Genomic DNA, 20,969 nt, shown 5'->3' with positions numbered 1-20,969 from the left:
TCGGCGACGATGCTTCAGCCCCCTGCAACATCCTGCCCTCATGGCGCTCCGGCATCGCTGACCCACCTTGGTTTCGCCAAGATGTCATCGCCCGCGACCCCTCAATAAATCTTGCTGAGTTGCATCTGCGCTGTCGCAAGGTCATATAGCGCCTGACAACACAGCGCATTTGGTTCCGCAGCGAGAGGCCCGATGACCCAATATCTGGATTTCGAAAAACCCCTGGCCGAGATCGAAGGCAAGGCCGAGGAGCTGCGCGCATTGGCCCGCGCCAATGAGGAGATGGACGTCGAGGACGAGGCGGCAGCGCTTGACGCCAAGGCCGACAAGATGCTGGCCGAGCTCTATCAGACGCTGACGCCCTGGCGGAAATGCCAGGTGGCGCGCCACCCGCAGCGGCCGCATTGCCGCGATTACATCGAGGCGTTGTTCACCGAATTCACCCCGCTGGCCGGCGACCGCAACTTCGCCGACGACCATGCGGTGATGGGGGGGCTCGCGCGCTTCGACGACAAGCCGGTGATGGTGATCGGCCAGGAGAAGGGCGACGACACCAAGGGGCGCATCCTGCACAACTTCGGCATGGCCCGGCCCGAAGGCTATCGCAAGGCGGTTCGGCTGATGGAGATGGCCAATAAGTTCGGCTTGCCGGTGATTACCCTGGTCGACACCCCCGGCGCCTATCCCGGCAAGGGGGCCGAGGAACGCGGCCAGTCCGAGGCGATCGCGCGTTCGACCGAGAAATGCCTGCAGATCGGCGTGCCGCTGGTCTCGGTCATCATCGGCGAAGGCGGCTCGGGCGGCGCCGTGGCGCTGGCCACCGCCGACCGCGTGGCGATGCTGGAACATTCCGTCTATTCGGTGATCACGCCGGAAGGCTGCGCCTCGATCCTGTGGAAGAACGCCGAGAAGATGCGCGAGGCCGCCGAGGCGATGCGACTGACCGCGCAAGATCTGTTCAAGCTCAAGGTGGTGGACCGGGTGATCCCCGAACCGATGGGCGGTGCCCACCGTCACCGGGAAGAGGCGATCGCGGCGGTTGGCAGGACATTGCGCGCCATGCTGGCCGAGCTGGACGGCAAGAAACCCGCCACCCTGATCAAGGATCGGCGGCAGAAATTCCTCGACATGGGCAAGCAGGGGCTAGCGGCCTAAACCGCCCCGCCTGACGCATCGCCCTCCCCCCCCTTGCGGGGGGAGGGCTGCGGCGAGTTACCCCCGCAGATGGCGCAACAGCGCCGCCGAAGGCTCTCCGGTCTCCGACAGGCCGTACTTGCGCTGATAGCCCGCGACCGCCACCCGCGTCTTGTCGCCAATCACCCCGTCGGCGCCCTCGGTATCGAATCCCGCCCGGGTCAGCCGCTGCTGAAGCTCTTTCCGGTCGGCCAGGGTCAGACCGGTCGCATCCGGCGGGAAAGTCCCGCGCAGCGGCCCTGCCCCACCGATCCGATCCGACAGATGCCCGATCCCCAGCCCGTATTTCTCGGAATTGTTATAGCGCAGGATCACCCAGTAGTTGCGATAGACCAGAAAGGCCGGCGCCCCGGTCCCGGCCGGCGCCAGCACCGCCGCCTCGCCGTGATCGGGCAGAACGCCCCCCGCCGCCGGCCGCACCCCCAGCGCCTGCCAGGCGGCAACGCTGCGCGTGCTCCCGCGCCCGGTCAGCCCGGCGTCGAAGCCCGCGGGCAGCGCCACCTCCAGCCCCCAGGGCTGACCATGCCGCCAGCCCGAGCGCGACAGATAGGCCGCCGTCGAGGCCAGCGCATCACTCGGGTCGTCCGACCAGATGTCGCGCCGCCCGTCACCGGCGAAATCCACCGCATAGGCCAGATAGGTCGTGGGAATGAACTGGGTGTGCCCCATCGCCCCGGCCCAGCTTCCGGTCATCCGCTCGGGGCTCACGTCGCCCGCCTGCAGGATCTTCAGTGCCGCCACCAGCTGGCTTTCGAAAAACGCGCCGCGCCGCCCGTCATAGGCCAGCGTCGACAGGGCCGAGACCGCCGGCACATCGCCGCGTCGCTCGCCATATCGGCTCTCCAGCCCCCAGATGGCACAGACCACCCGCGACTCGACACCATAGCGATCCTCGATCTGCCGCAGAACCGCCCCATGCCGCTGCAGCATCGCCCGACCGGTCGACACCCGCTCGTCGGAGGCGGCGATCGCCAGGTAATCCTCGAGCGAACGGGTGAATTCGGTCTGGTTGCGATCGCGCTCGACCACCCCGGGCAGATAACCGGCGCCGCGAAAGGCGCGCGCCATCACCTCGGGGGAAATGCCCTTCGCCGCCGCGCGGCCACGAAACCCAGCAACCCAGGCATCGTAACCCGCATTGGGCACCGGCCGCATCGTCACCGGCGCCGTCGCCCGCGGCACCCCGCCCGAACAGGCCGCAAGCGCCCCCGCCGCCGCCGTCAGGCCGAACATCCGCCGCGTCATCCTCATCATCTGCCCAACTCCTCACGTGATTTTGACGCAAGCTAGCGCAAATCCGCAGGGGCCCCAAGCCGATGCCCCCGCCCCCGCTCCGGCTGCGCGACAAGGCGCCGGCCCGACCGACCTGCCCTTTTTCTAGCTGCAAATATCCCCGCCGGAGGCTCACGCCCCGTCAGGGGCGCGATCTCAGCGCGCCAGCAGCCGCAACCCCTGGGTCACGTCCGAGCGCACCGCCAGCCGCAGCCCCGGCTCGTCCCCCGCCTTCAGCGCGGCGATGATCAAGCGATGGAAATGCGGCGGCTCGGTCCGGTTCAGCCGGCCGTAGAGCGACCGCATGGTGGGCCCGAGCTGCAGCCAGACGGTTTCCGCGATGGCCAGCATCGCCGGCGCCTGGGCCCGCAGATAGAGCGTGCGGTGAAACTCCAGATTCGAGCGGATATAGCCCACCGCATCGCGCTTCTGCACCCGCTCGGCGATCACCGTATTGATGCTGGTCAGCCGGTCGATCAGCGCGATATGCGCCCGCGGCAACGCCCGGCTGGCCAATTCCACCTCAAGAAGCGCCCTTAGCGCCGCCAGTTCCTCGATCCGCTCGGGGCTGAGATCGGGGGTGGAGACGCGTCCCGAACTCGACAGCAGCAGCGCGCCTTCGGCCACCAGCCGCCGCACCGCCTCGCGCGCCGGCGTCATCGACACTTCGAACTCCTTGCCGATGCCACGCAGCGTCAGCGCCGTGCCCGGGGCGATTTCCCCATGCATGATTCGCGATCTCAAGGTGCGGTACACCCGATCATGAGCGGCAAGCAGCGGGTCTGAGGTGCGGGACTGGATCAACATGGGCCTCATGTGATCACAAAGGCCGCCGCCGTCAAGGACCCCGCCGCGCGCCTCACCTGGTGAAGCGATAACGATGCAACTCCCCCCCATGGGCGCGCAACCACTGTCGCGGCGCCTCATAGGGCCCGTAAAGCCGCCCCACCTGCCTCCAGAAGGCCGCCGAATGGTTCATCTCGACCAGATGCGCCACCTCATGCGCGGCGACATAGCGCAGCACCTCGGGCGGCGCGAGAATCAACCGCCAAGAATACATCAGCGCCCCATGCGAGGAGCACGAGCCCCAGCGCGACCGGGTATCGCGCAGCGACACCCGCGTATAGCTCCGCCCCAGCACCCGGGCATAGCTGTCCGAGGCGCCCACCAGCCGGTCGCGCGCCAGTTCCTTCAGCCAGGACTGCAGCCGCGCCGCCACCGCCGGCCCCGGCACGGCGATGCGCTCGGCCTCCAGCACCACCCGCCGCCCCGTCGAAAAGACAATCCGCCGCGCCACCCCCTCGACCGGGATCATGGCTCCGGCCGCGATATCGACGTCTTCGCTCCGGGCGGCGAGATGCCGGCGAATCCAGTCCTCTTTCTCCTGTGCGAAAGCCAGCGCCTCGGCCTCGGGGATGCGGGCCGGCAGGGTCAGCGTCACCCGCCCGTCAAGCTGCGAAATCCGCAGGCTGATCCGCCTCGCCTGGGCGGATCGGCGCAAGGTCAGGGGGACGGGGGGCGCCCCATCCAGAAAATACTCGCTCATCAGTTCGAAATCCGAGGTCGCAAAGGCTTTGACAGTACCTACCTCATATGGCAGGTGCACGGAATCGTCGACACGACTCAGCAGATAATCGAGGGGATTTCACATGCCCAAGGAAGAATGGGGCGTAAAACGCGTTTGCCCGACCACCGGCAAACGGTTCTACGACCTGAATAAGAATCCGATCGTCAGCCCCTACACGGGCGAGATCGTCGAACTTGATATCGGCAAGAGCCGGATGATTGCCGCAGATGCCGAAGACGCAGCAACCGTGAAGGCCAAAGCCCACGCGATGGACGAGGACGATGTCGTTCTGGATGATGAGGACGACGCGGTCGATATGGACCTGGGGGACGATGTTCTCGACGACGACGACGAAGACAACGTCTCGCTCGACGATATCGCCGACATGTCTTCGGACGACGACGAAGCGTAACCAGCTCAGGGCGGATATTCAGGTATCCGCCCCGACCGACCCCCGGCATTTCAGGCCGGTTTTACAGCCCGCGAAAAATCCTGTCACAAAGATGATTTTTTCGCTTGAACATCCCGGCGCCGTTCCGTAAACGACGCCCACACCGCCGGAAACGGCACGCTGGAAACAGCGACGGGGCCTTAGCTCAGCTGGGAGAGCGCTTGCATGGCATGCAAGAGGTCAGGGGTTCGATCCCCCTAGGCTCCACCAAATTCCCAATGAAAAGTGACGGATAGATCTTCCATGAATGACGGAAGATTGTCCATTTTATTGGGAAATCTGTGCGCGTCAGGCGTTCGAAGCCCGTAGAGATCGCTCTGCTGGCTTTTTTTGTTGCTCTAAGAGAGTGCAGGCAGCGTAAGCCCCAAAGGATCGCTTCGCCGCCCTTCATCCCGTCACTTTGATCGCGCGACTTCAGCGAATCCGGCCCTGAACGGACACTCGGTGCTCTGGTGGGCGCCGCGGCGCGGCTTCACCAAATCGGCCGTTCGGGCCCCGGCGCAGCATTTCCAACGATCTCACGTCGGCAGAGCGGACGGTCAGACCGCCTCGAGGAAGGTACGAAAATCAACAGCCTCCGCGTGGACTAACCTGGAAGCTCGAGCATCGCCATGCGCGGCAAGATAACGCCCGACCACGTGATACCCAAGGGAGTATCCGACCCATGTCGGGACGTCCTTTGACCCGAAGAACCATTCAGCGTGGTTATACTCGGGGCTTGACCATTCAGCTTGAGCCTTGGCAACGTACCGACGCACGGCGCTGACGGACAGTTGCTCCCAAGGCTCGCTCGCGCCGCCATAGGCTTCCTGCGCGAAGTGCCCGGCCAACCCCTCGGACACAAGCGCCTCGCCAAGCGTCTTGCCATAGCCAGGCCCGTCCCAACGCGCGGCGTGATGCAGCTCATGCGCCAGCATGCGTTCCAACGACTGCGATGGATTTGCCCGCAAGACAGAATTTCCCGGATCTACGGTGACGAAGATCAGCCCCTTCTCCGGGGCATAGCCTAGGTGCCCTTTCTCGGGGATGACGGCCTGTCCGGCCTTCACGATCACGTCTGTATCCTGCAGCGGCAAATGCAGCGCCGACACCGAGAAGGCCTCGTTCAGCCGGTCCGAGAGCCATTCTTCCATGTCGGCGAGCTGATGGCGGCCATTGAGGATATGCAGGATCATCTTGGGCATGGCGGGACCATTGCATTTGAATGCTAAAGACCGCAATGGGCTCGGAGCCGTCATGCGGCGGCGCTGCGAGCCTTTCTCGCAGCGCCGCCGCGTCGACCTGTTCGGCCCTTTGCTGACCTTGGCCCCTCTTCACATTGCCGCACTGCAGAACGTCAAACCCGACTTTCGCTATCAGATATGCGGCGCATCGGAGACGCCACGTTCAGCGACCAATGGCGCCGCCCAAGTGGAGCATTTCAACGACAAGACTTATGGTTGCCGAACCTAGGCTTGTGCTGCAAAGTCGCATAAAGGAACTTTTTGGACATCAGTGATGAAGACTTTCTATTCGATGATTACTGCCGTGGCTTTCCTATCCGCCTGCAGCACAGAGCTCACGAACCAAGCTGTCTCGGTTCGGCAAATCTCACTGGCAGGCGCGGAAAATTGCAGTTTCCTTGGTCCGGTGTCTGGGTCAGAGTTTTTCGGCCTTACTGTTGCTGGGGATGCGCGAAGCGCTCTTAATAAAGTTCGAAACTCGGTGGCGGAAATCGGCGGGAATGCCTTTGTCTTGACGCAGACCGTTTCTGATGCAGATGGTACTGTCAGTCATGCGGATGCGTACTCATGCAAATAGGTTTGCTTCGGGTGTAGAACGGCCCTTTGCAGGCGGTCAGGCGTAACCTCTTCTGTGGGGCAGTATTCCCAATAGCCGCCGCTCAGACGCGGCGCAGCGAAGTCCCCGTCGGCACAGTCGTGATGCGGGAGCAAGCTGCTATTGACCGCAGCTTGAACAGCGACTGCGATTGGGCCGAAAGAAAAGCCAAGCGCTTTCCGGGTGCGAGCGCCAGGAAATCGATCCGCGCGAACTCGACGTCGCGCTTATTGGTAAACTTCGGGATCACATCCATGAAGCGTTCCCGTCCGTTGGTGCTAGGTCGACGACCGTAGCCAGCTTACAGGCACCAGCTTGATACCGTCCCGCCAGCGCTGGACCATGGCCTCTCGGAACCAATCCTCTAGCAATTCGACATGGTCCATGACGATGATCTGCATGTTTGGATAGTGCTCCGTGCAATAGTCGTAGAGAAGCTTGTACAGTTGAGCGACGGCAGCTTGGTCCTCGTCACCATTGCGGTCAATCTCCCCGACGTCCCGTTCGGGCGGGTAATGCGCCTGAGACGGCTGATCGAGTATCAGGAATGCGGGGACCGGTCGCTTGCGGGCACGAAACAGCCCATGGAGCGCGAGGTGGGCGGCGACATGATAGCCGACCCAGTTTTCACCGCTTCCTATCTGCGGGAGGGCCAAGGGGCCATCGATCGTGTCCGCGACAACGGTGAGATTCTTCCGATCAAGCCGCAGCGCATTGTCGCCATGCTCAAGGTTTAAGATACGCGCATACCGGGTGAGATCTCGACCCACGAGGCCCAATGCGGTGGTAAGCCTTTCTTCGAGCGCCTCCTGATCAAGGAGCTGTTCGAGTTCGGACACCTCAGCTCTTGCCCGTGCGATCGCCAGTCGAATGCCCTCATCGGAAGTAACAGCCCGAGCATTCTCGAGATAGTAGCCGATGCGGCCGGCGACGCGAGCTTGTTCGGTGAACTGGTCCTGTTCGATCCTGAGCCGTTCATTTTCCGATATTCGCGCGAGAATGTCAGCCTGGACAGTTCTCAACTGCTCATCGAGCGCGTTCCGACGTGCTTCAAGCTGCGCTTGTCGGGCCTGAAGGCGTGGGTTGTCTCGACGCACTGATCGTAGCTGGCCTTCAAGCGCGGTGAGCGATCTGCGAACTTCGTTGACCGATGGGATGGGGGTTGCCAAGTGGCTGTCGCAAAGCGGGCAAGTCTCGGCGTCGCCGCTGTCATCAGTAAGCAAGCCGATCGAGGCTAGGCGAGCTTCCTGCTCCCGAGCCTCAACCTGAAATTCCGATGCCTCTCGTTCAAGCCTTTGGACGTCGGCGATCTCTTCACGCACCTCTTGCATTTCGCCGCGCAGGCGCCGACGGCGACTTTCCATGTCTGTTAGGTCCGATGCCGGATCGTCATTGTGCGCGTAGGCAAGTTCGCGGGGGGACGCAGCGGTCGTCAAAAGTGCGCGCAGTCCAGCCGGCGTGTCAGCGAAGACATCGAAGGGCAACAAGCCAACTCGCTTTGCTTCCTGAAGAAGCGATTGGGCGGTGCCGGATGCTTCATTTGCCAACGTGCGAGCTTCGGAGTAGTCGCGTTCGAGTTTACGCAGGCGCGCCCGAGCCTCATCATAGCGCATGCGCTGCAGGTAATGGTCCTCGCCCATTGCGCCGACGAAATACGGCAGCGTGTCCTTGATGTGTGAGGGTATAAACTGTTCGCCCTGGCGATGGAAAAGCAGGCGGCGGCTGGCGATTTCATCCTGAGCTTGAAGGCAAAAGAAGATCGCCTGGCTGGACGAGGCCTCCAGCGGCGCCCGAGTTGATCCGGCTTCGGGAATGTGCTTGTTCTCAGCGATGCCCAATACCATCGAGAGCCGGGTGCGCAGGCCATCGGCGGTCACATTCTTGGTGAAGGGTTGCGGGGAGTCGGGAAATCCCGCAACCCCACGTTCGAAGAAGATTTCATCGCTGGCCTTGCCGGCTGGCCCCGGATTGCGTCGGGCTATAAGAATGCCTTCGCCGTCGCGGTCCAACAGGATGGCGAACCAAGACACGCTGCGCCGAATTTCGCCCTCTGGAATAGTGCATTCGCCACGGCCCCAGCAGTAGTCGACGATATCGAGCAAGGCCGACTTGCCCGTCTTCGAGGCTCCGGTGACGATGTTCAGTCGCCCAAGAGCGAACTCAATGTCGCGCCGCTCGCCATCGTGGGAGTACATTGCGATCGCTCGCAACTGCAGGATCATGGCGTCACTCCCATAGTCTGGAGGATTTGGACTGTAGTCTGGTGGATTTGGACCGGCGCGCCTTGGTTGGCGAACCATCGGCCAAGCAGGCTGGCTGCGCGGCGGATGTCGTCGACAGCTGGCGTTGTCGTCTCGGCTTTCGCAGTAAGTCTTATGGGCTTCTCACCCGTCCGTAGCCCCGCACCGTCTACCGTTAGGGCTCGATGCTGCGTGAGGAAGAGCAGGGCTTCACGGCTAATCGGTCTAAGACGCAGGGTACGTTCCGGCAGTTCGGCAAGCAGCGCCTCATTGTTTGCCGACCAGGTGGCGAAGGTTGTGTTCGCCCGACCGGGTAATGCTGAAAGGGTTGGCGGGTGCAACACCAGGGGGAGGACCACAAAGCCCAAAGGAAGCGGAAATGCCGCCGCGCGGATCCGTTCGTAATCCTTGGTGGCGCGAGCAATCAGTTCGCCGCAGAAAGCTGGGTTAAGAAGGGCCGCTTCCTCAGCAGGCCGATCGCGCCAAGCTAAATTCCAGCGCGAAGCCACTGCTAGACCTCCTCGTCGGAACAAGCCGTCTCGAAATCTGGATGCCATCCGACACGCATGTCGTTGGCTAGAATGTGGTATGAACCGACGGTGAGGAAGCGGTGGCTGACTGTCCGGAACGGAAAACGGGCATCTGCCTCTACCCAACTGTAAAGTTCCTGGCCGGCGTGGCGGCGCGCCGTATCGGTGATTCCTCCATCCCCAATCTTGTCGCGCATCTGCTGAAACCGGGGCTGCCATTCCTCGATAAGGGCTTGCTCATATCTTGCGATCTCGCCGTCGAACACTAAGTGCTCACGGACCCATTTTGATCGCTGGGTGAATGCCCGATAGTAGTCTCTCTTGGCATACTCGACGCGATTTCCACCGACGCCAACCACCTTCAGTTGTCTGACGAAGGGGCGCCCTTCGTAGTCGGCGATCTCGTCAATGGGAGGATCGACATGTTCTTGATCGGCAACCAATGCGTCGCGCTTCAGGCCGTCACGGATGTCGTCAAGTTTTGCCTCGATCTCCAATACCGCGATGGACTCTGCTGGGCTGGCTATGAGCGCCTTGCATACGCGCGGCCACCACCAGCCCTCCAATCGCTCGCGGGCGACTGCGGCTTGGCCTCGTGGCGCGAGCAGGCGTAGTTCCTTTTCGATTGCCTCGCCCAAGTCAGTGACTAACGGCTGATTATCCAAGATTTCGATCGAGCTTAGGAGCGAAATCCGCATGGTGGGGCCGAGTGCCAGGAACGCCGCATAGGCTGCCTTCAGTTCCTGATTGCCTCCCGCTTCCGCGACCGCCTCAAGCAGTACGGTCGCTGCTTTAGGGTCTCGCACTTCTCCGGCTGGATAGGTTCTCGCCGGACGCAGCTTCCCAGCTGCACTGTGATCGGGCGCGGAACCTGTGGTCACAAGGGCCAGGCGGGTACGCGCGGGGAGAGACGGATCCTTTGCGGCGGCCTCGCTCCAGACGCGCAGTGTCTTCCAGAGGTCGACACTCTTGTCGGTGAGGCTAGCCACCCGATTGATGTGATGCTTTGCCTGAAGAAGTTCCAGCGCCGTTCCATTGGTCGCGAACGAGACGTCATCCAGTCGCTCGATCCCCACCTCGACACTAGCTTCAGTGTTCACGTATTTCAGGCACAGTGCCAACGCCAAACGGGCTTGATAGAGGTACCCCGCAGCGGATGGGGCTGCACTGAAGCTCGGTGTTGAGGCGGCCATGCGAGTACCTCCGGACGTGCAAGCTAACCATTCTCTACTGTGTAGCAAATCTCAAGGCGTTGAAATAAGATCGCAAGGCCTTTCTCAAAATCGCGTTGTTATTTCAGATGCCTTTGGTCGCGACCAAGGCTTGAGCCAAGGCCGGCTTTGTGAACTGATGCCGTTGGGTGGGTGCATCCACCGCATCAGTTCAAACTACCGTTTTTGCAGTTCACTCTGCTGCCTCCATGTTGGTACCCAGAGATTAATTGACTTCAGTTCGTCCGCATGACCACTTCCAGGCAACGAACAACCTCATCGCAAAAAAAGGAGTTTTGATGCGACTAGCCAGGTTGAACATCCGGAATTTCCGCAATTTTGAGACGATCGATATTGCGCTCGCTGGCAATGTCGTGCTGCTGGGTGAGAACCGCGTCGGCAAAAGCAATCTCCTTTTCGCCATTCGCCTCGTCCTTGACCCGACGCTCCCTGACGCGGCGCGCCAGCTAAAACTTTCGGATTTCTGGGACGGATGCGATCTCGCACAAAGCCCCCAGATCGAAGTGCATCTCGATTTCGCCGAGTTCGATGCCGATGACGCGCAAGCGGCCCTGCTTACGGATTTTCGTATCGCAGGCGATCCCAGGATCGCCAGACTCAGTTATGTCTTTCGTAAAAAGCCAGAGGTCGCTGGATCGCCACAATCCGATGCAGACTACGAGTTTGTCGTTTTCGGCGGTGGCGACGAAGCGCGCCCCATCCCCAGTCGGTTGCGGCGACGGATCGCACTCGACATGCTTGAAGCCCTGCGCGATGCGGAAGGCCAACTTGGATCATGGCGCAATTCACCGCTGCGTCCATTGCTCGAAGATGCGATTTCCGGCGTTGATCGCGCATCACTCGACGCCGTAGCCGCCGACCTCGACCGCGCCACCAAAGCGCTCGAAGCCTTTCCCACAGTAAAAGCGCTCGAGGATGAATTGCGCGGTGGCATTCTCGAACTCGCTGGTAAGGTCCACGACATTGATGCACGTCTGCGTTTTGCACCAGCTGACCCACTCCGCTTGTTTCGTTCAATCTCTATGTTCATCGACAATGGCAAGCGAGGCCTCTCCGAGGCGAGCCTCGGTTCAGCAAATGTAGCGCTGATCGCGCTCAAACTAGCTGAGTTCGCGTGGCGGCGGGCAAAAAATGAACGCAACTATTCGCTGCTGTGTATCGAGGAGCCTGAAGCCCATCTCCACCCCCAACTTCAACGCGGGGTATTCGACAAGCTATTCAAATCTGGTGATCCTAACCAGGCGCTGATCGTCACAAGCCACTCGCCAACCCTCGCCGCTGTCGCACCACTTCGTGGGATTGTGCATCTCAAAGCGCAAGGCGGAAAAACGCACGCCTATTCGCTTGCGAACCTTCCTGTTACGCCCGAGGAACTTGATGACATCGAACGCTACTTGACCGCCACGCGCTCCGAGCTGCTGTTCTCGCGCGGCGTCATCTTCGTCGAGGGCGATGCCGAGGAGACGCTGCTGCCAGCATTCGCCGATGCACTTGGGTATAAGCTTGATCTGCTTGGGATCACAGTATGCAACGTCGCCGGCGTCAATTTCACGCCCTATGTCAAGCTTGCCGCCGGTCTTGGCCTGCCTTTCTCTGTTGTCACCGACTGGGATCCCTTGGACGGCTCGAAGCCACCGCTTGGTAAGGCCCGCATGTTGGACATTTGGGATGCCTATGCGTCGGTGTCGGGGCAACAAGTGCTTACTGCCGAACAGCGCGCTGATTACAGCGCTTCCGATTTTGCTTGGTTTAGCGAAAGCGGGAAGCAGTGGGGTGTCTTTCTAAACGATCAGACATTCGAAGTTTCGATCGCGAACACGCCTGCCTTGCTCGGCACACTACTCGATATCTTGTCAGAACAGGGTTTCGGCTCCATCCGCACCAAGCGCATCGCGGATTGGCGTTCCGGCACGCCAGTCGATCCTGCCCAGCTACTCGCGATGATCGCGGATATAGGCAAGGGAAGGTTGAGCGCCAAGTTTGCGCGCAAACTACCGACGGGCCAGCATCCACCCGCATATATCACCGCAGCCATTAAGTTTGTGGCCGACCGTGTCTAACCATCTCGCACTGGCTCGAGCGCTGGCCGATCTTGCTGAAAACGCCGAACAGGCCATGGCTGTTCAGGAGCGCGGCCATTGCGTTGTCTTGGCCGGACCAGGCAGCGGCAAGACCAAAACCCTGACTACGGCGATGGCACGCAGCCTCGTAGAAGATGTCGTCGACCCACGCGGGGTCGCATGCATTACCTACAATAATGAGTGCGCGATTGAACTTGAGACGCGTCTCGCCGCGCTCGGTGTTCCTAGCAACGATCGCGCCTTCATCGGCACCGTCCACAGTTTTGCGCTCACGCAGGTAATCTTGCCCTATGCTCGCTGTCTTTCCGGACTGCTGCCAGATGAGTTCCGCGTTGCCAGCAGGGCGGAATGCCGTGCTGCGGTTGAAGTAGCTTATGCGCAGATTTTTAATGACCCGCTCGACCCTCATTATCGCTGGGGCTTTGCCGAAGAGAAGCGTCGGCAAAACGTCGACCGATTGCTGCCTGATTGGCGCGGCCGAAATCCCGAGCTTGCAGATTTCATCGAAGCCTATGAAGCGGAACTGCGCCGCCGCAATCTGATCGACTTCGACGACATGCCGCTGATCGCCTTTCGCATGGTTCAGCAGCATGCCTGGATTCGGGCCGCACTGCGAGCGCGATTTCCGGTGCTATTCGTCGACGAATATCAGGATCTCGGCCATGCGCTGCACGAACTGGTGCTTCTCTTGTGTTTCGCCGGCGGAATGCGCCTGTTCGCGGTAGGGGACGCGGACCAATCGATCTACGGCTTTACCGGCGCTAATCCCGAACTGCTGCAAAGCTTGGTAGCGCGTCCTGATGTCCGCGTCATTCGCTTGCGGTTTAACTACCGGTCCGGCAACAAGATCATTCGCGCCTCGCTGGGCGCACTCGGCGAGGAGCGCGACTATCTTGGTCGCGACGGCGCGCCCGACGGCGACTTGTTTTTTTCGAAGGTCAATGGCGACATCGATGCTCAAGCGCATGCGATCGGCAATCGGATCCTGCCTTCGCTTCTCGAGCGCCATCCCGCCGAAGAAGTTGCCATTCTCTATCGCGCGGCGTGGCTGGGCGACAAGATCGCCACCGAGTTGGATGCCGAAAGTATCCCCTATGTCCGCACCGACAACAACGCATTGATCAAGCGCAGCTCGCGGTTCGCACGGTTCATCGAAGGTTGCGCCCGTTGGACCACTGGCGGCTGGCGCGAGGCCGATCCCCCTTATTCGCGCTTGCTTTCACAGGCCAAGGCTTTGGTATTCGGCGGACGATGCAGCAACACGGAAGAGCAGATGCTGTCAGGCCAACTGATCGCATTTTTGCGAAGTGGGATCGATAGCGGCGAGACTACCCATACCTGGATCCAGAGATTTGGGCGTGAACTGATTGCGCCTTGGCGCGCAGTCGCGCGCAACCCACAGGACGAATGGGACGTCTGTTCCGAGATCCTCACGCGGACCGATCCGGCGCGAGGTAAAGATATCGATCTTCACATTTTTGCTGGCCGAGTCGAGGGCACGGGACGTGTCAGCTTGAGCACGCTGCACAGCGCGAAGGGTCGCGAGTTCGACGCGGTAATCCTCTTTGGCATGAACGCTGGGGCCATCCCAAGCCAACGCGACCAGAAGACGCCAGCTGCGCTGCGAGAAGCGCGGCGGCTCTTCTATGTCGGCGTGACACGGCCTCGAAAGGAACTGGCGATCGTTTATCAGGGCGGCAATCCCTCGCCGTGGATCATTGAACTCTACAAGCGCAGTCAGCAGGGCTGATCGGAATACTATGATCAGGGTTCTCTGAGTTCGCCGTTGCGCATCGCGTCGCCGCCCGGAGGAGTCGCGAATGGCCGCTATTGCGGGTTGCTGCGGATGCTACGCCGCACATGCATCGGGCCGCTTCCCGCCCTTTGTGCGGTTTCGCGAACAGGCCACCAACCCCACAGCACCCTAAACCTCCTCTTGCGTTCCCCCGCACCTCGGGCCGTGTTATCTTTCCCCCAATGGAAAACGATCGCCAGCAACCAACCCGAGGCCCTTGCCCTCATTCCGCGACGAGGCTCGAAGAGCGTGTGCACGAGATCCAGAAGCGGGTGGAACGGGCTGGCTTCGGCGTCAGAGGTGCCGCCTCCCCCGAGGCCGACAAGGCTTTCATGGATGAACTCTGGGGTGAGGACTGAAGCACGATAGGGGCTCGGCGATCAGACCGCAGGCTAGATTGACGGGGACGAGCGTGAACCAAACCGACGAACTGATGCGGGCTGAGATCGCCGCGCTCATTCATGACACTGCGCGCCTCCGCCAACGGCCAATCTGGCAACCTATGCTGGCTGGCGTTGCGATTGTTCTGCTCGGCCTTGCCACGGGCGCCTTTCTAACCTGGCTGTCCTGACGCCGTTCGGTTCTAGAACAAAGGAGGCACAACATCTTGTGCAATACTCTTCATTGAAATCGATACTCTTCATTGCTCACAAAACTCTTTTTTGACTTTGATAACATTGCGTTTCTTTGAGGATTCTTCGTTTGACACGCGAATCGGTTTTATGATTCGCTAGGCGCCGAGGCGGCACAACATATAGTGCTCCTCGACGAAACCTTGGTCCAAGTCAAATGGAGACAAGTGGTATGTCGGTCGATCTTTTGCGCCACAGCGACGTGAAGCTCAGATTGCGGGAACGGGGCAGCTCGCTGGCCCAGATCGCCAATGAGACCGGCGTGTTGCAATCGACCGTGACCGTGGTGAGCCAGGGCTATCGGCGGTCGAAGCGGATCGAGGCGGCGATCGCCGCGGCACTCGGGCTCACACCGCAAGAGCTTTTCCCGGAACGGTATTCAGCACAGGAGGGGCGCGCCGCCGAATAGCATCCCGTCGAAAGGGAAGGCCCTCCTGCGTCAACAGGAGGGCCTATAGAAACTTCGGTGTAGTTTTGCGGCTACCCTTCTTTCTTCCCCCGAGACGCAGAAAAAGTCAACCCGCCGGAGTGGTTCCGGCGGGGTCAATCCCTGCATCCCTTGAAAGGAGGCGGAAGCGCCTCTTCCCCGCGCCGGAAGGCCGCGGCATGGAAGATCACGCGCTCCGATACCCATATGAACCACTCCCTGATCTACCGCGCGCCAGAACCGAGCCGCGCGAGCCGGGACGTTGTGCGCCGCTCGAAGGCAAGCCTGCGCGGCAGCGTGATGGCAATGCTCCCGGCGTTTGAACGCCCGAGGATGATCCAGTACGAAAGCCTGCTGGAATTCCTTTTTCTGTGCCTGATGCTGCTGCGTCCCGATGTCCACGACATCCTCGAACAGCCGCCGGCGATCCGCTATCGCCGCGCCGACGGCACCACAGCGAGTCATGTCTTTGACTTCCTCGTCACGCTGACCAGTGGCGAGCGGATCGCCGTTGCGATCAAGCCGGCGGAGCGGGTGATCCAGCGCGACTTCATCACGGAGCTGCGCCATGTCGCCGCCGCCACGCCGAAACACTTCGCGAACCGCATCAAGCTCGTGACCGACGAGCAATTGGACCGTCGCGCAGCGGCCGAAGCGGCCCGTCAGATCATGCGTAACCGCCCTGTTCTGACGGAGGTTGCAGCATGACCATGCGCCTTCGCCTTTCACGCTCCGACCTGCTGACCCTCGGCGGCATTCCTTACCGACCCGTCGAAGTCCTGACCGATGCGATCACCCTTGAGCGCGCCGATCAGCCCGGGATCACCCAGAGCTTTACCCACTCGGAAGTTCACGCCCTGCTGCGGTCGTCGGACACGCGCTATCAGGCCGGATATTTCGACTTCGCCCGCAGCCGGGACCGGAAAAACCGTCCGGTCGACATGGTGATGGACCTCGAGGACGAAGCCCGATCCATCGTTCTCTGGCGGCAGGCGATATGCGACAGCGTGCTGAAGCTCGAACAGGAGGACCGGGTTGCCAGAACCTATGCTTCGGTCAATGCCATTCTCCCCACGCTCGATTACGAGGTCCGCCGGAGGTCAGGACAGAACAGCGCCGAGCGGGGTGCGCGCCGGGCGGGCGCAAAACTCGTCTCGCGCAAGCTCCCATGCGCCAAAACCATCCTGCGCTGGCTCCGGGCCTATGAGGAGGGCGGGTATGACCCGCTGGCGCTCCTGCCGCGCACCCATCGCAGCGGCAATCGGGGATTGCGCTGGTGCCCGCGGACCGAGGCGATGGCGTGCGAGGTCATCGAGCTCTACGCGAGCACGCAACGCCCCACCAAACGGCAGGCGGTGGTCGAAGTCCGCAATCTGATCAAAGCCGAGAACCAGCGCAGGCGCAGCGAGGGTATGGCCGAGCTCGCCCTTCCCTCCGAGCGCAGCCTCCTGCGGCGTCTGTCCCTGGCAGATCCCTATTACATCTACGCGCGGCGATGGGGCATCGATGCGGCCAACCGGAAATTCAACCTGTTCGAGACCGGCGTCGAGACCCTGTTCCCGGGCGAGCGCGTCGAGATGGACGAAAACCGCCTCGACGTCATCTCGCTGCTGGCAATCTTCGGATTGCTCGATCTGCTTCCGCCCGAGCAAATCGAACGGCTGAAAGGGCGGCGCTGGCTCTATGTGGCCAAGGATTGCGCGACCAAATGCATTCTGGCGATGCGGCTCGCGGAAACCCCGAACGCGCAGGACGCAATCCGCACCCTGCGGGACGTATTCCGCGACCGGACGGCATATGCCTTGGCCGCCGGATGCGAGAGCCCTTGGGATCAGGTCGCGGGGATCGGCACATTGGTCACCGATCAGGGATCGGCCTTTATCTCGGAGGAGTTCCGTGCGGTTGCCACGTCGCTCGGCCTGACGATGCATTTCCCACCGGCGGGCGTGCCGCAGATGCGCGGCAATATCGAGAGCTTCTTCCGCACGGTCGGGCACAGACTCATGCCGCTTCTGTCGGGGCGCACCTTCTTCAGCCCGGTCGAGCGCGGCGATTACCCCTCCGAACAGCTGGCCTGTCTGGATGACGATGATCTGATCCGCATCCTGCTGACCTTCGTCGTGGACATCTACCACAACGAGCTCCATGGCTCACTGAAGGGCGAGACCCCGGCGAACTGCTGGAAACGGCTGGCGACTGAGCCGGGGCTGCTGCCGGTGCCGGACGGGCTGACGCTGCGCAAGGCGTTCGGCCGCCCGATGAAGCGGCGTTTGCGCGGTGACGGCGTTCTCTTCGCGGGTCTGTCCTATAGCTGCGATGCCCTGCGCGAGGCTTTCCTGCATTCGCCCGAGCGCGACGTCGAAATCCGCGCCGATCTCTTCGATCTGGGGTGGATCGCGGTCAAGGTCGGCACCGCCTGGCATGCCGCAACCTGCAATCATCGCGGGTTTGACGGGATGCGTTACACCGACTGGCAGGAGGCCTGTCGCGCCCTTCGCATTCAGCACCGCCGCGCGGCGGCCCTGTCGGAAGAGCTGGTGCACCGCGCCGTTGCCCGGATCTCGGAAACCAACCGCGCCGCCGCGCTGCGGATGCAGTTGACGCCGTTTCATGTCACCGAGGCCGAAATCGCCCGGAACGAGAAAGCGCTGCACTTCTCGCTGACCTCATCGGTCACAAAGCTGCCCGGCGCCGGACAGACCGGAGATCCGCTCGAGGATGGTTTCGACATCCTGCCCCCGGAAACTCCGCCTTCCAACCATGAGTCCCCCGGGGCCGAAACACCGGCAGAGTCGCCGGATTCGGCTCCCAAGAGCAAAACCTGGAGGTTCGACGGTGAGTGATCTCACCCAGGCAACCGCGCAAACAGTTGCGGATCTGCGCGCAAGGTTCATTCTCCATGAGCGGTTCGAGCCGCTGCAAGCCCGCTTCCGCCTGCTCCTCGAAAAGCGCCTCGCGGACATTGCGGCCGGGCGCAGCGCGGATGCGCATGGCATCGCCCTCTCGGGCGCATCCGGCACTGGAAAGAGCTGCGCCGTCGCGCAGCTCATCGCACGGGCGCAGGCCGAGCTGGCGCGCTCGTCCTGCCCGGATGCCACGATCATCAGCCTGCGCGTGCCATCCCCTGCCACGCTGAAATTCCTCGGGCAGATGATCCTGCGCGCGCTCGGCTACAACCTCTCGGCCGAGCGGCAGGCCTGGTACATCTGGGATCTGGCCCGGCATCAGCTGCAGCAGCGCCGGGTGCTCTTTCTGCATCTGGACGAGGCGCAGGATCTCAGCTCGCGCGGCACGACGAACGAACTCAACGCTGTCGCCTCCATGCTGAAAACCCTGATGACCGACCCGGACTGGCCGGTCGGCATCCTGCTTTCGGGCACCGAGGAGCTGGAGCGCGTTCTCAACCACGATCCGCAGCTCGCCCGCCGGATGGATGCGGTGCATTTCGCGCCGCTCTCGCCGGTGGCCCATGCGCCGGATGTGACCGGGCTGATCGGGGACTATGCAACCCGCGCGGGGCTTTCCGCGGCCCCGGACAGCCAGAGCCTCGCCCTTGCCGAACGGCTGATCCACGCCGCCGCCTTCCAGTTCGGACTGGTGATCGAGATCACCATCGCCGCGATCGAGGTGGCGCTTCTGGAAGAGGCCACGGCCCTTCAGGCCCGGCATTTCGAACTGGCCTATGAGCACAGAACCTCGTGTTCGGATGCCTTCAACCCCTTCATCGTCACCGATTACCAGAGGATCGACGCCCGCAAGGTGTTCATCCGGGAGGCCCAATGATGTTTGCCACCGCGGCCCTGCCGCTCTCCGTCGAGCCGATCATCGGCGAAAGCGCCACCTCGCTCGCCTCGCGTCTCGCATGGCGCAACGGCGCGCCCCGGCTCATCACCTTCTGCTCCGATCTCGGGATCGACCATCGCGGCCTGACCAATGGTGCGGAGGCTGAAATCCATCGCGTCGCCGCGCTGGCGGGGCAGGACCCCGCGCCGCTGCTCTTTTGGACACCGCGACTGGTCGAACCGGGCTGGTTCCAGCTCGGCCAAGAGCGGCTCAAGTTCACCGCGCTGTCGCGAACCCGGACATGGGCCTGCCCGCTTTGCCTGGCGGAGTGCCCGGCGGACACTCCCCTGCACACCGGGCACCCGGGGCCCTGGCAGCTCGACAGCATCCGAAGCTGTGCCCGGCACGGATGCGCCCTGGTGCCGATGCCGACAGCCCCGAGCAACAAGGACGTCTTCGATTTTGCAAGGATCGTGGAGCGATACGCCCCCGCAGCCCCGGCGCATGTCGCTGAACCGCATATGGCGCTCGAACACTATCTCATTGCGCGGATCGCGGGTGAAAACCCCGGCGGCGGCTGGCTCGACGGGCTGCCGCTCCATGTCGCCGCCCAGACCTCGGAAAACCTCGGCATCCTCATGACGCTTGGCCCGGATGCCAGACGCTCCGAGATCACCGATCTGCAATGGATCGAGGCAGGCGCCGCGGGCTATCGTGTCCTTGCCGAGGGACCGGAGGCCCTCCATCAGCTGCTCGCCGACATGAAACGGGGCCACGTCAACGACGCCGGGCGCTATCGGGCGCGCTACCGTTTCTTCTTCGAATGGCTGCGCTACCGCGACGACGACCGCGCGTTCGACACCATCCGCGATCTGGTCCGGGAATTCGTCTGGAAAAACTTCCCCGTCGCCAGAGGCGCGCTCGTGCTCGGCAAGGAATGTCCCCGCCAGTTCGCGCACTCGCTCTCCACCGCCGTTCGCGCAACCGGCATCACGAAGCGCCAGTTGGGTCGCAGGCTCTGCTCGATGGGGGCTGGCGACACCCAACGGGAATGCGTTGAGCTTCGATATCCACGACTATATCCCGGAGGGCGTGCTCGCCACCATCGCGGCCGAGTTTTCCGGCCTGTTGAACGCCACAGAGGCCGCGGCCTATCTTGGGATCAAGCCTTTCCTGCTCACCCAGCTGACGCGGCCCGACCTGATCCCCGTCTTCCTGCGCGCGGAAAAGGCCCTGCCGCTCTATCATGTTTCGGCGCTGTCCGGCTTCATGGGGCGTCTCGACAAGCTGCGCGAGAACGCCGCTCCTCAGGAGAGCTGGACCGACATTGCAACCGCTGCACATCGCACGAAAATCACCACCGAGAAGGCGGTTGCGCTGATCCTGCTGCACAAGCTCGCCCTGCGCAGCCCTCACGGCGAGGCCGCAGGGTTTCGGGATTTTCGGATTGATCCCGTGGCCTTGCGCGACGCCATCGGTCTGCCCGAACAGGGTGCGGTCCATCCCGCGCGGGCCGCGCAGCTCTTGCGCCTCCCGATCGGCACCGTCTCCGCGCTTCTGAAGCACCGGCACCTGGAGAGCGTTCCGGTCAAGCGGCCAGCCCCCGTAAGGCCGCTCCTCTATGTCTGCCCATTTTCCATCGACACCTTCCCCGACATGTATGTGTCGAGAAAAGAGCTGGCCCGGCACATCCAAGACCGAGACCCCCTGGCGCTGATGGGCGACCAGCTCTCGGAATTTCGGATCGACCTCGGCAAGAACGCCGAACCGATCTATCGCCGCGAAGTGCTCGACATCCTCTGAAACCGCCGCACCGGCCCTCGGGCCGGTGTTTTCTCGCCTGACGCCGGACAGGGTTTGTGGCACAAATGGACAGGTCGCTGCGCGACCCGAAATCAGAGGTATTGATTTCATTGAGTTTTCGCGGCAGAAAATGGAACAACTACG

At 62.2% G+C, this 20,969-nt stretch carries 19 protein-coding genes, 1 tRNA gene and 1 pseudogene; 13 read left to right on the top strand and 8 right to left on the bottom strand.

The window, feature by feature from the left end:
* The first annotated feature begins 192 nt into the window (after positions 1-192).
* Positions 193-1,155, top strand: coding sequence for an acetyl-CoA carboxylase carboxyltransferase subunit alpha (locus tag ACN0V4_RS17855; RefSeq protein ID WP_417678595.1), 963 nt, complete (start codon positions 193-195; stop codon positions 1,153-1,155).
* 57 nt (positions 1,156-1,212) lie between these two features.
* Here the strand turns inward: ACN0V4_RS17855 and ACN0V4_RS17850 are convergent, their stop codons facing one another.
* The 3 genes from ACN0V4_RS17850 to ACN0V4_RS17840 form a co-directional block, all read right to left on the bottom strand.
* The gene (locus tag ACN0V4_RS17850; RefSeq protein ID WP_417678687.1) at positions 1,213-2,445 is read right to left on the bottom strand and encodes a lytic murein transglycosylase; all 1,233 of its coding nucleotides are present in this window, start codon (positions 2,443-2,445) and stop codon (positions 1,213-1,215) included.
* A gap of 177 nt (positions 2,446-2,622) precedes the next feature.
* A complete protein-coding gene (locus ACN0V4_RS17845) occupies positions 2,623-3,273 on the bottom strand; it encodes a GntR family transcriptional regulator (protein ID WP_417678593.1) in 651 nt (216 codons plus the stop codon).
* Positions 3,274-3,325: 52 nt separating this feature from the next.
* Positions 3,326-4,012 (bottom strand): M48 family metallopeptidase, encoded by a 687-nt coding sequence (locus ACN0V4_RS17840; RefSeq protein ID WP_417678591.1) that lies wholly within the window; start codon positions 4,010-4,012, stop codon positions 3,326-3,328.
* A gap of 103 nt (positions 4,013-4,115) precedes the next feature.
* Between ACN0V4_RS17840 and ACN0V4_RS17835 the strand changes: the two genes are divergently transcribed.
* Together ACN0V4_RS17835 and ACN0V4_RS17830 are read left to right on the top strand one after the other, a co-directional pair.
* The gene (locus ACN0V4_RS17835) at positions 4,116-4,445 is read left to right on the top strand and encodes a TIGR02300 family protein (RefSeq protein ID WP_417678589.1); all 330 of its coding nucleotides are present in this window, start codon (positions 4,116-4,118) and stop codon (positions 4,443-4,445) included.
* 173 nt (positions 4,446-4,618) lie between these two features.
* A tRNA-Ala gene (locus tag ACN0V4_RS17830) sits at positions 4,619-4,694 on the top strand.
* 329 nt (positions 4,695-5,023) lie between these two features.
* Here ACN0V4_RS17830 and ACN0V4_RS17825 read toward each other — a convergent pair.
* Positions 5,024-5,668 carry a DUF2268 domain-containing protein gene (locus tag ACN0V4_RS17825; RefSeq protein WP_417678587.1) on the bottom strand — a complete coding sequence of 215 codons (645 nt, stop codon included), beginning with the start codon at positions 5,666-5,668 and terminating at the stop codon, positions 5,024-5,026.
* On the opposite strand from ACN0V4_RS17825, the gene ACN0V4_RS17820 reads away from it, so the two are divergent.
* Together ACN0V4_RS17820 and ACN0V4_RS17815 are read left to right on the top strand one after the other, a co-directional pair.
* A complete protein-coding gene (locus ACN0V4_RS17820; protein ID WP_417678585.1) occupies positions 5,667-5,936 on the top strand; it encodes a hypothetical protein in 270 nt (89 codons plus the stop codon). The genes ACN0V4_RS17825 and ACN0V4_RS17820 overlap by 2 nt on opposite strands.
* A gap of 45 nt (positions 5,937-5,981) precedes the next feature.
* Complete coding sequence (locus ACN0V4_RS17815) at positions 5,982-6,284, top strand: DUF4156 domain-containing protein (RefSeq protein WP_417678584.1); 303 nt, start codon at positions 5,982-5,984, stop codon at positions 6,282-6,284.
* Between the two features lie 82 nt (positions 6,285-6,366).
* Here ACN0V4_RS17815 and ACN0V4_RS17810 read toward each other — a convergent pair whose 3' ends face one another.
* From ACN0V4_RS17810 to ACN0V4_RS17795, 4 genes are read right to left on the bottom strand one after another with little or no spacing between them, the layout of a single operon-like run.
* A complete protein-coding gene (locus tag ACN0V4_RS17810; RefSeq protein ID WP_417678582.1) occupies positions 6,367-6,558 on the bottom strand; it encodes a hypothetical protein in 192 nt (63 codons plus the stop codon).
* Between the two features lie 22 nt (positions 6,559-6,580).
* On the bottom strand, positions 6,581-8,524 hold the full coding sequence (locus tag ACN0V4_RS17805; protein WP_417678580.1) for a DUF3732 domain-containing protein: 1,944 nt from the start codon (positions 8,522-8,524) through the stop codon (positions 6,581-6,583).
* Positions 8,521-9,051, bottom strand: coding sequence for a three component ABC system middle component (locus tag ACN0V4_RS17800; RefSeq protein ID WP_417678578.1), 531 nt, complete (start codon positions 9,049-9,051; stop codon positions 8,521-8,523). Before ACN0V4_RS17800 ends, ACN0V4_RS17805 begins: the two co-directional genes overlap by 4 nt.
* A gap of 2 nt (positions 9,052-9,053) precedes the next feature.
* Positions 9,054-10,265 carry an ABC-three component system protein gene (locus ACN0V4_RS17795; RefSeq protein ID WP_417678576.1) on the bottom strand — a complete coding sequence of 404 codons (1,212 nt, stop codon included), beginning with the start codon at positions 10,263-10,265 and terminating at the stop codon, positions 9,054-9,056.
* A gap of 317 nt (positions 10,266-10,582) precedes the next feature.
* On the opposite strand from ACN0V4_RS17795, the gene ACN0V4_RS17790 reads away from it, so the two are divergent.
* From ACN0V4_RS17790 to ACN0V4_RS17755, 8 genes and pseudogenes are all read left to right on the top strand, one after another.
* Positions 10,583-12,364 (top strand): ATP-dependent nuclease, encoded by a 1,782-nt coding sequence (locus ACN0V4_RS17790; RefSeq protein WP_417678574.1) that lies wholly within the window; start codon positions 10,583-10,585, stop codon positions 12,362-12,364.
* Positions 12,357-14,135, top strand: coding sequence for an ATP-dependent helicase (locus ACN0V4_RS17785; protein WP_417678572.1), 1,779 nt, complete (start codon positions 12,357-12,359; stop codon positions 14,133-14,135). The genes ACN0V4_RS17790 and ACN0V4_RS17785 overlap by 8 nt, the downstream gene beginning before the upstream one ends.
* Before the next feature lie 849 nt (positions 14,136-14,984).
* Positions 14,985-15,221, top strand: coding sequence for a helix-turn-helix domain-containing protein (locus ACN0V4_RS17780; protein WP_417678570.1), 237 nt, complete (start codon positions 14,985-14,987; stop codon positions 15,219-15,221).
* Between the two features lie 225 nt (positions 15,222-15,446).
* Positions 15,447-15,947 carry a Tn7 transposase TnsA N-terminal domain-containing protein gene (locus ACN0V4_RS17775; protein ID WP_417678568.1) on the top strand — a complete coding sequence of 167 codons (501 nt, stop codon included), beginning with the start codon at positions 15,447-15,449 and terminating at the stop codon, positions 15,945-15,947.
* Complete coding sequence (locus ACN0V4_RS17770; protein ID WP_417678566.1) at positions 15,944-18,082, top strand: hypothetical protein; 2,139 nt, start codon at positions 15,944-15,946, stop codon at positions 18,080-18,082. The genes ACN0V4_RS17775 and ACN0V4_RS17770 overlap by 4 nt, the downstream gene beginning before the upstream one ends.
* On the top strand, positions 18,075-19,022 hold the full coding sequence (locus ACN0V4_RS17765) for a TniB family NTP-binding protein (RefSeq protein WP_417678564.1): 948 nt from the start codon (positions 18,075-18,077) through the stop codon (positions 19,020-19,022). Before ACN0V4_RS17770 ends, ACN0V4_RS17765 begins: the two co-directional genes overlap by 8 nt.
* Positions 19,019-19,381, top strand: a pseudogene (locus ACN0V4_RS17760) (TniQ family protein); the annotation flags it as partial. The gene ACN0V4_RS17765 and the pseudogene ACN0V4_RS17760, both read left to right, overlap by 4 nt.
* A gap of 697 nt (positions 19,382-20,078) precedes the next feature.
* Positions 20,079-20,825, top strand: coding sequence for a hypothetical protein (locus tag ACN0V4_RS17755; protein WP_417678697.1), 747 nt, complete (start codon positions 20,079-20,081; stop codon positions 20,823-20,825).
* The last annotated feature ends 144 nt before the right edge of the window (positions 20,826-20,969 follow it).

The sequence above is a fragment of the Pseudodonghicola sp. genome (genome assembly GCF_048268305.1).
GTDB lineage: Bacteria > Pseudomonadota > Alphaproteobacteria > Rhodobacterales > Rhodobacteraceae > Pseudodonghicola.
This window is presented reverse-complemented; position numbering and strand designations above follow the sequence as displayed.

Bases quoted from the DNA above. Each gene is read 5' to 3' on its own strand.
- ACN0V4_RS17790 (WP_417678574.1), top strand. From the start codon at position 10,583: ATGCGACTAGCCAGGTTGAACATCCGGAATTTCCGCAATTTTGAGACG.
- ACN0V4_RS17795 (WP_417678576.1), bottom strand. From the start codon at position 10,265: ATGGCCGCCTCAACACCGAGCTTCAGTGCAGCCCCATCCGCTGCGGGG.
- ACN0V4_RS17805 (WP_417678580.1), bottom strand. From the start codon at position 8,524: ATGATCCTGCAGTTGCGAGCGATCGCAATGTACTCCCACGATGGCGAG.
- ACN0V4_RS17810 (WP_417678582.1), bottom strand. From the start codon at position 6,558: ATGGATGTGATCCCGAAGTTTACCAATAAGCGCGACGTCGAGTTCGCG.
- ACN0V4_RS17855 (WP_417678595.1), top strand. From the start codon at position 193: ATGACCCAATATCTGGATTTCGAAAAACCCCTGGCCGAGATCGAAGGC.
- ACN0V4_RS17820 (WP_417678585.1), top strand. From the start codon at position 5,667: ATGGCGGGACCATTGCATTTGAATGCTAAAGACCGCAATGGGCTCGGA.
- ACN0V4_RS17835 (WP_417678589.1), top strand. From the start codon at position 4,116: ATGCCCAAGGAAGAATGGGGCGTAAAACGCGTTTGCCCGACCACCGGC.
- ACN0V4_RS17825 (WP_417678587.1), bottom strand. From the start codon at position 5,668: ATGCCCAAGATGATCCTGCATATCCTCAATGGCCGCCATCAGCTCGCC.
- ACN0V4_RS17770 (WP_417678566.1), top strand. From the start codon at position 15,944: ATGACCATGCGCCTTCGCCTTTCACGCTCCGACCTGCTGACCCTCGGC.
- ACN0V4_RS17845 (WP_417678593.1), bottom strand. From the start codon at position 3,273: ATGTTGATCCAGTCCCGCACCTCAGACCCGCTGCTTGCCGCTCATGAT.
- ACN0V4_RS17775 (WP_417678568.1), top strand. From the start codon at position 15,447: ATGAACCACTCCCTGATCTACCGCGCGCCAGAACCGAGCCGCGCGAGC.
- ACN0V4_RS17850 (WP_417678687.1), bottom strand. From the start codon at position 2,445: ATGAGGATGACGCGGCGGATGTTCGGCCTGACGGCGGCGGCGGGGGCG.
- ACN0V4_RS17840 (WP_417678591.1), bottom strand. From the start codon at position 4,012: ATGAGCGAGTATTTTCTGGATGGGGCGCCCCCCGTCCCCCTGACCTTG.
- ACN0V4_RS17780 (WP_417678570.1), top strand. From the start codon at position 14,985: ATGTCGGTCGATCTTTTGCGCCACAGCGACGTGAAGCTCAGATTGCGG.
- ACN0V4_RS17815 (WP_417678584.1), top strand. From the start codon at position 5,982: ATGAAGACTTTCTATTCGATGATTACTGCCGTGGCTTTCCTATCCGCC.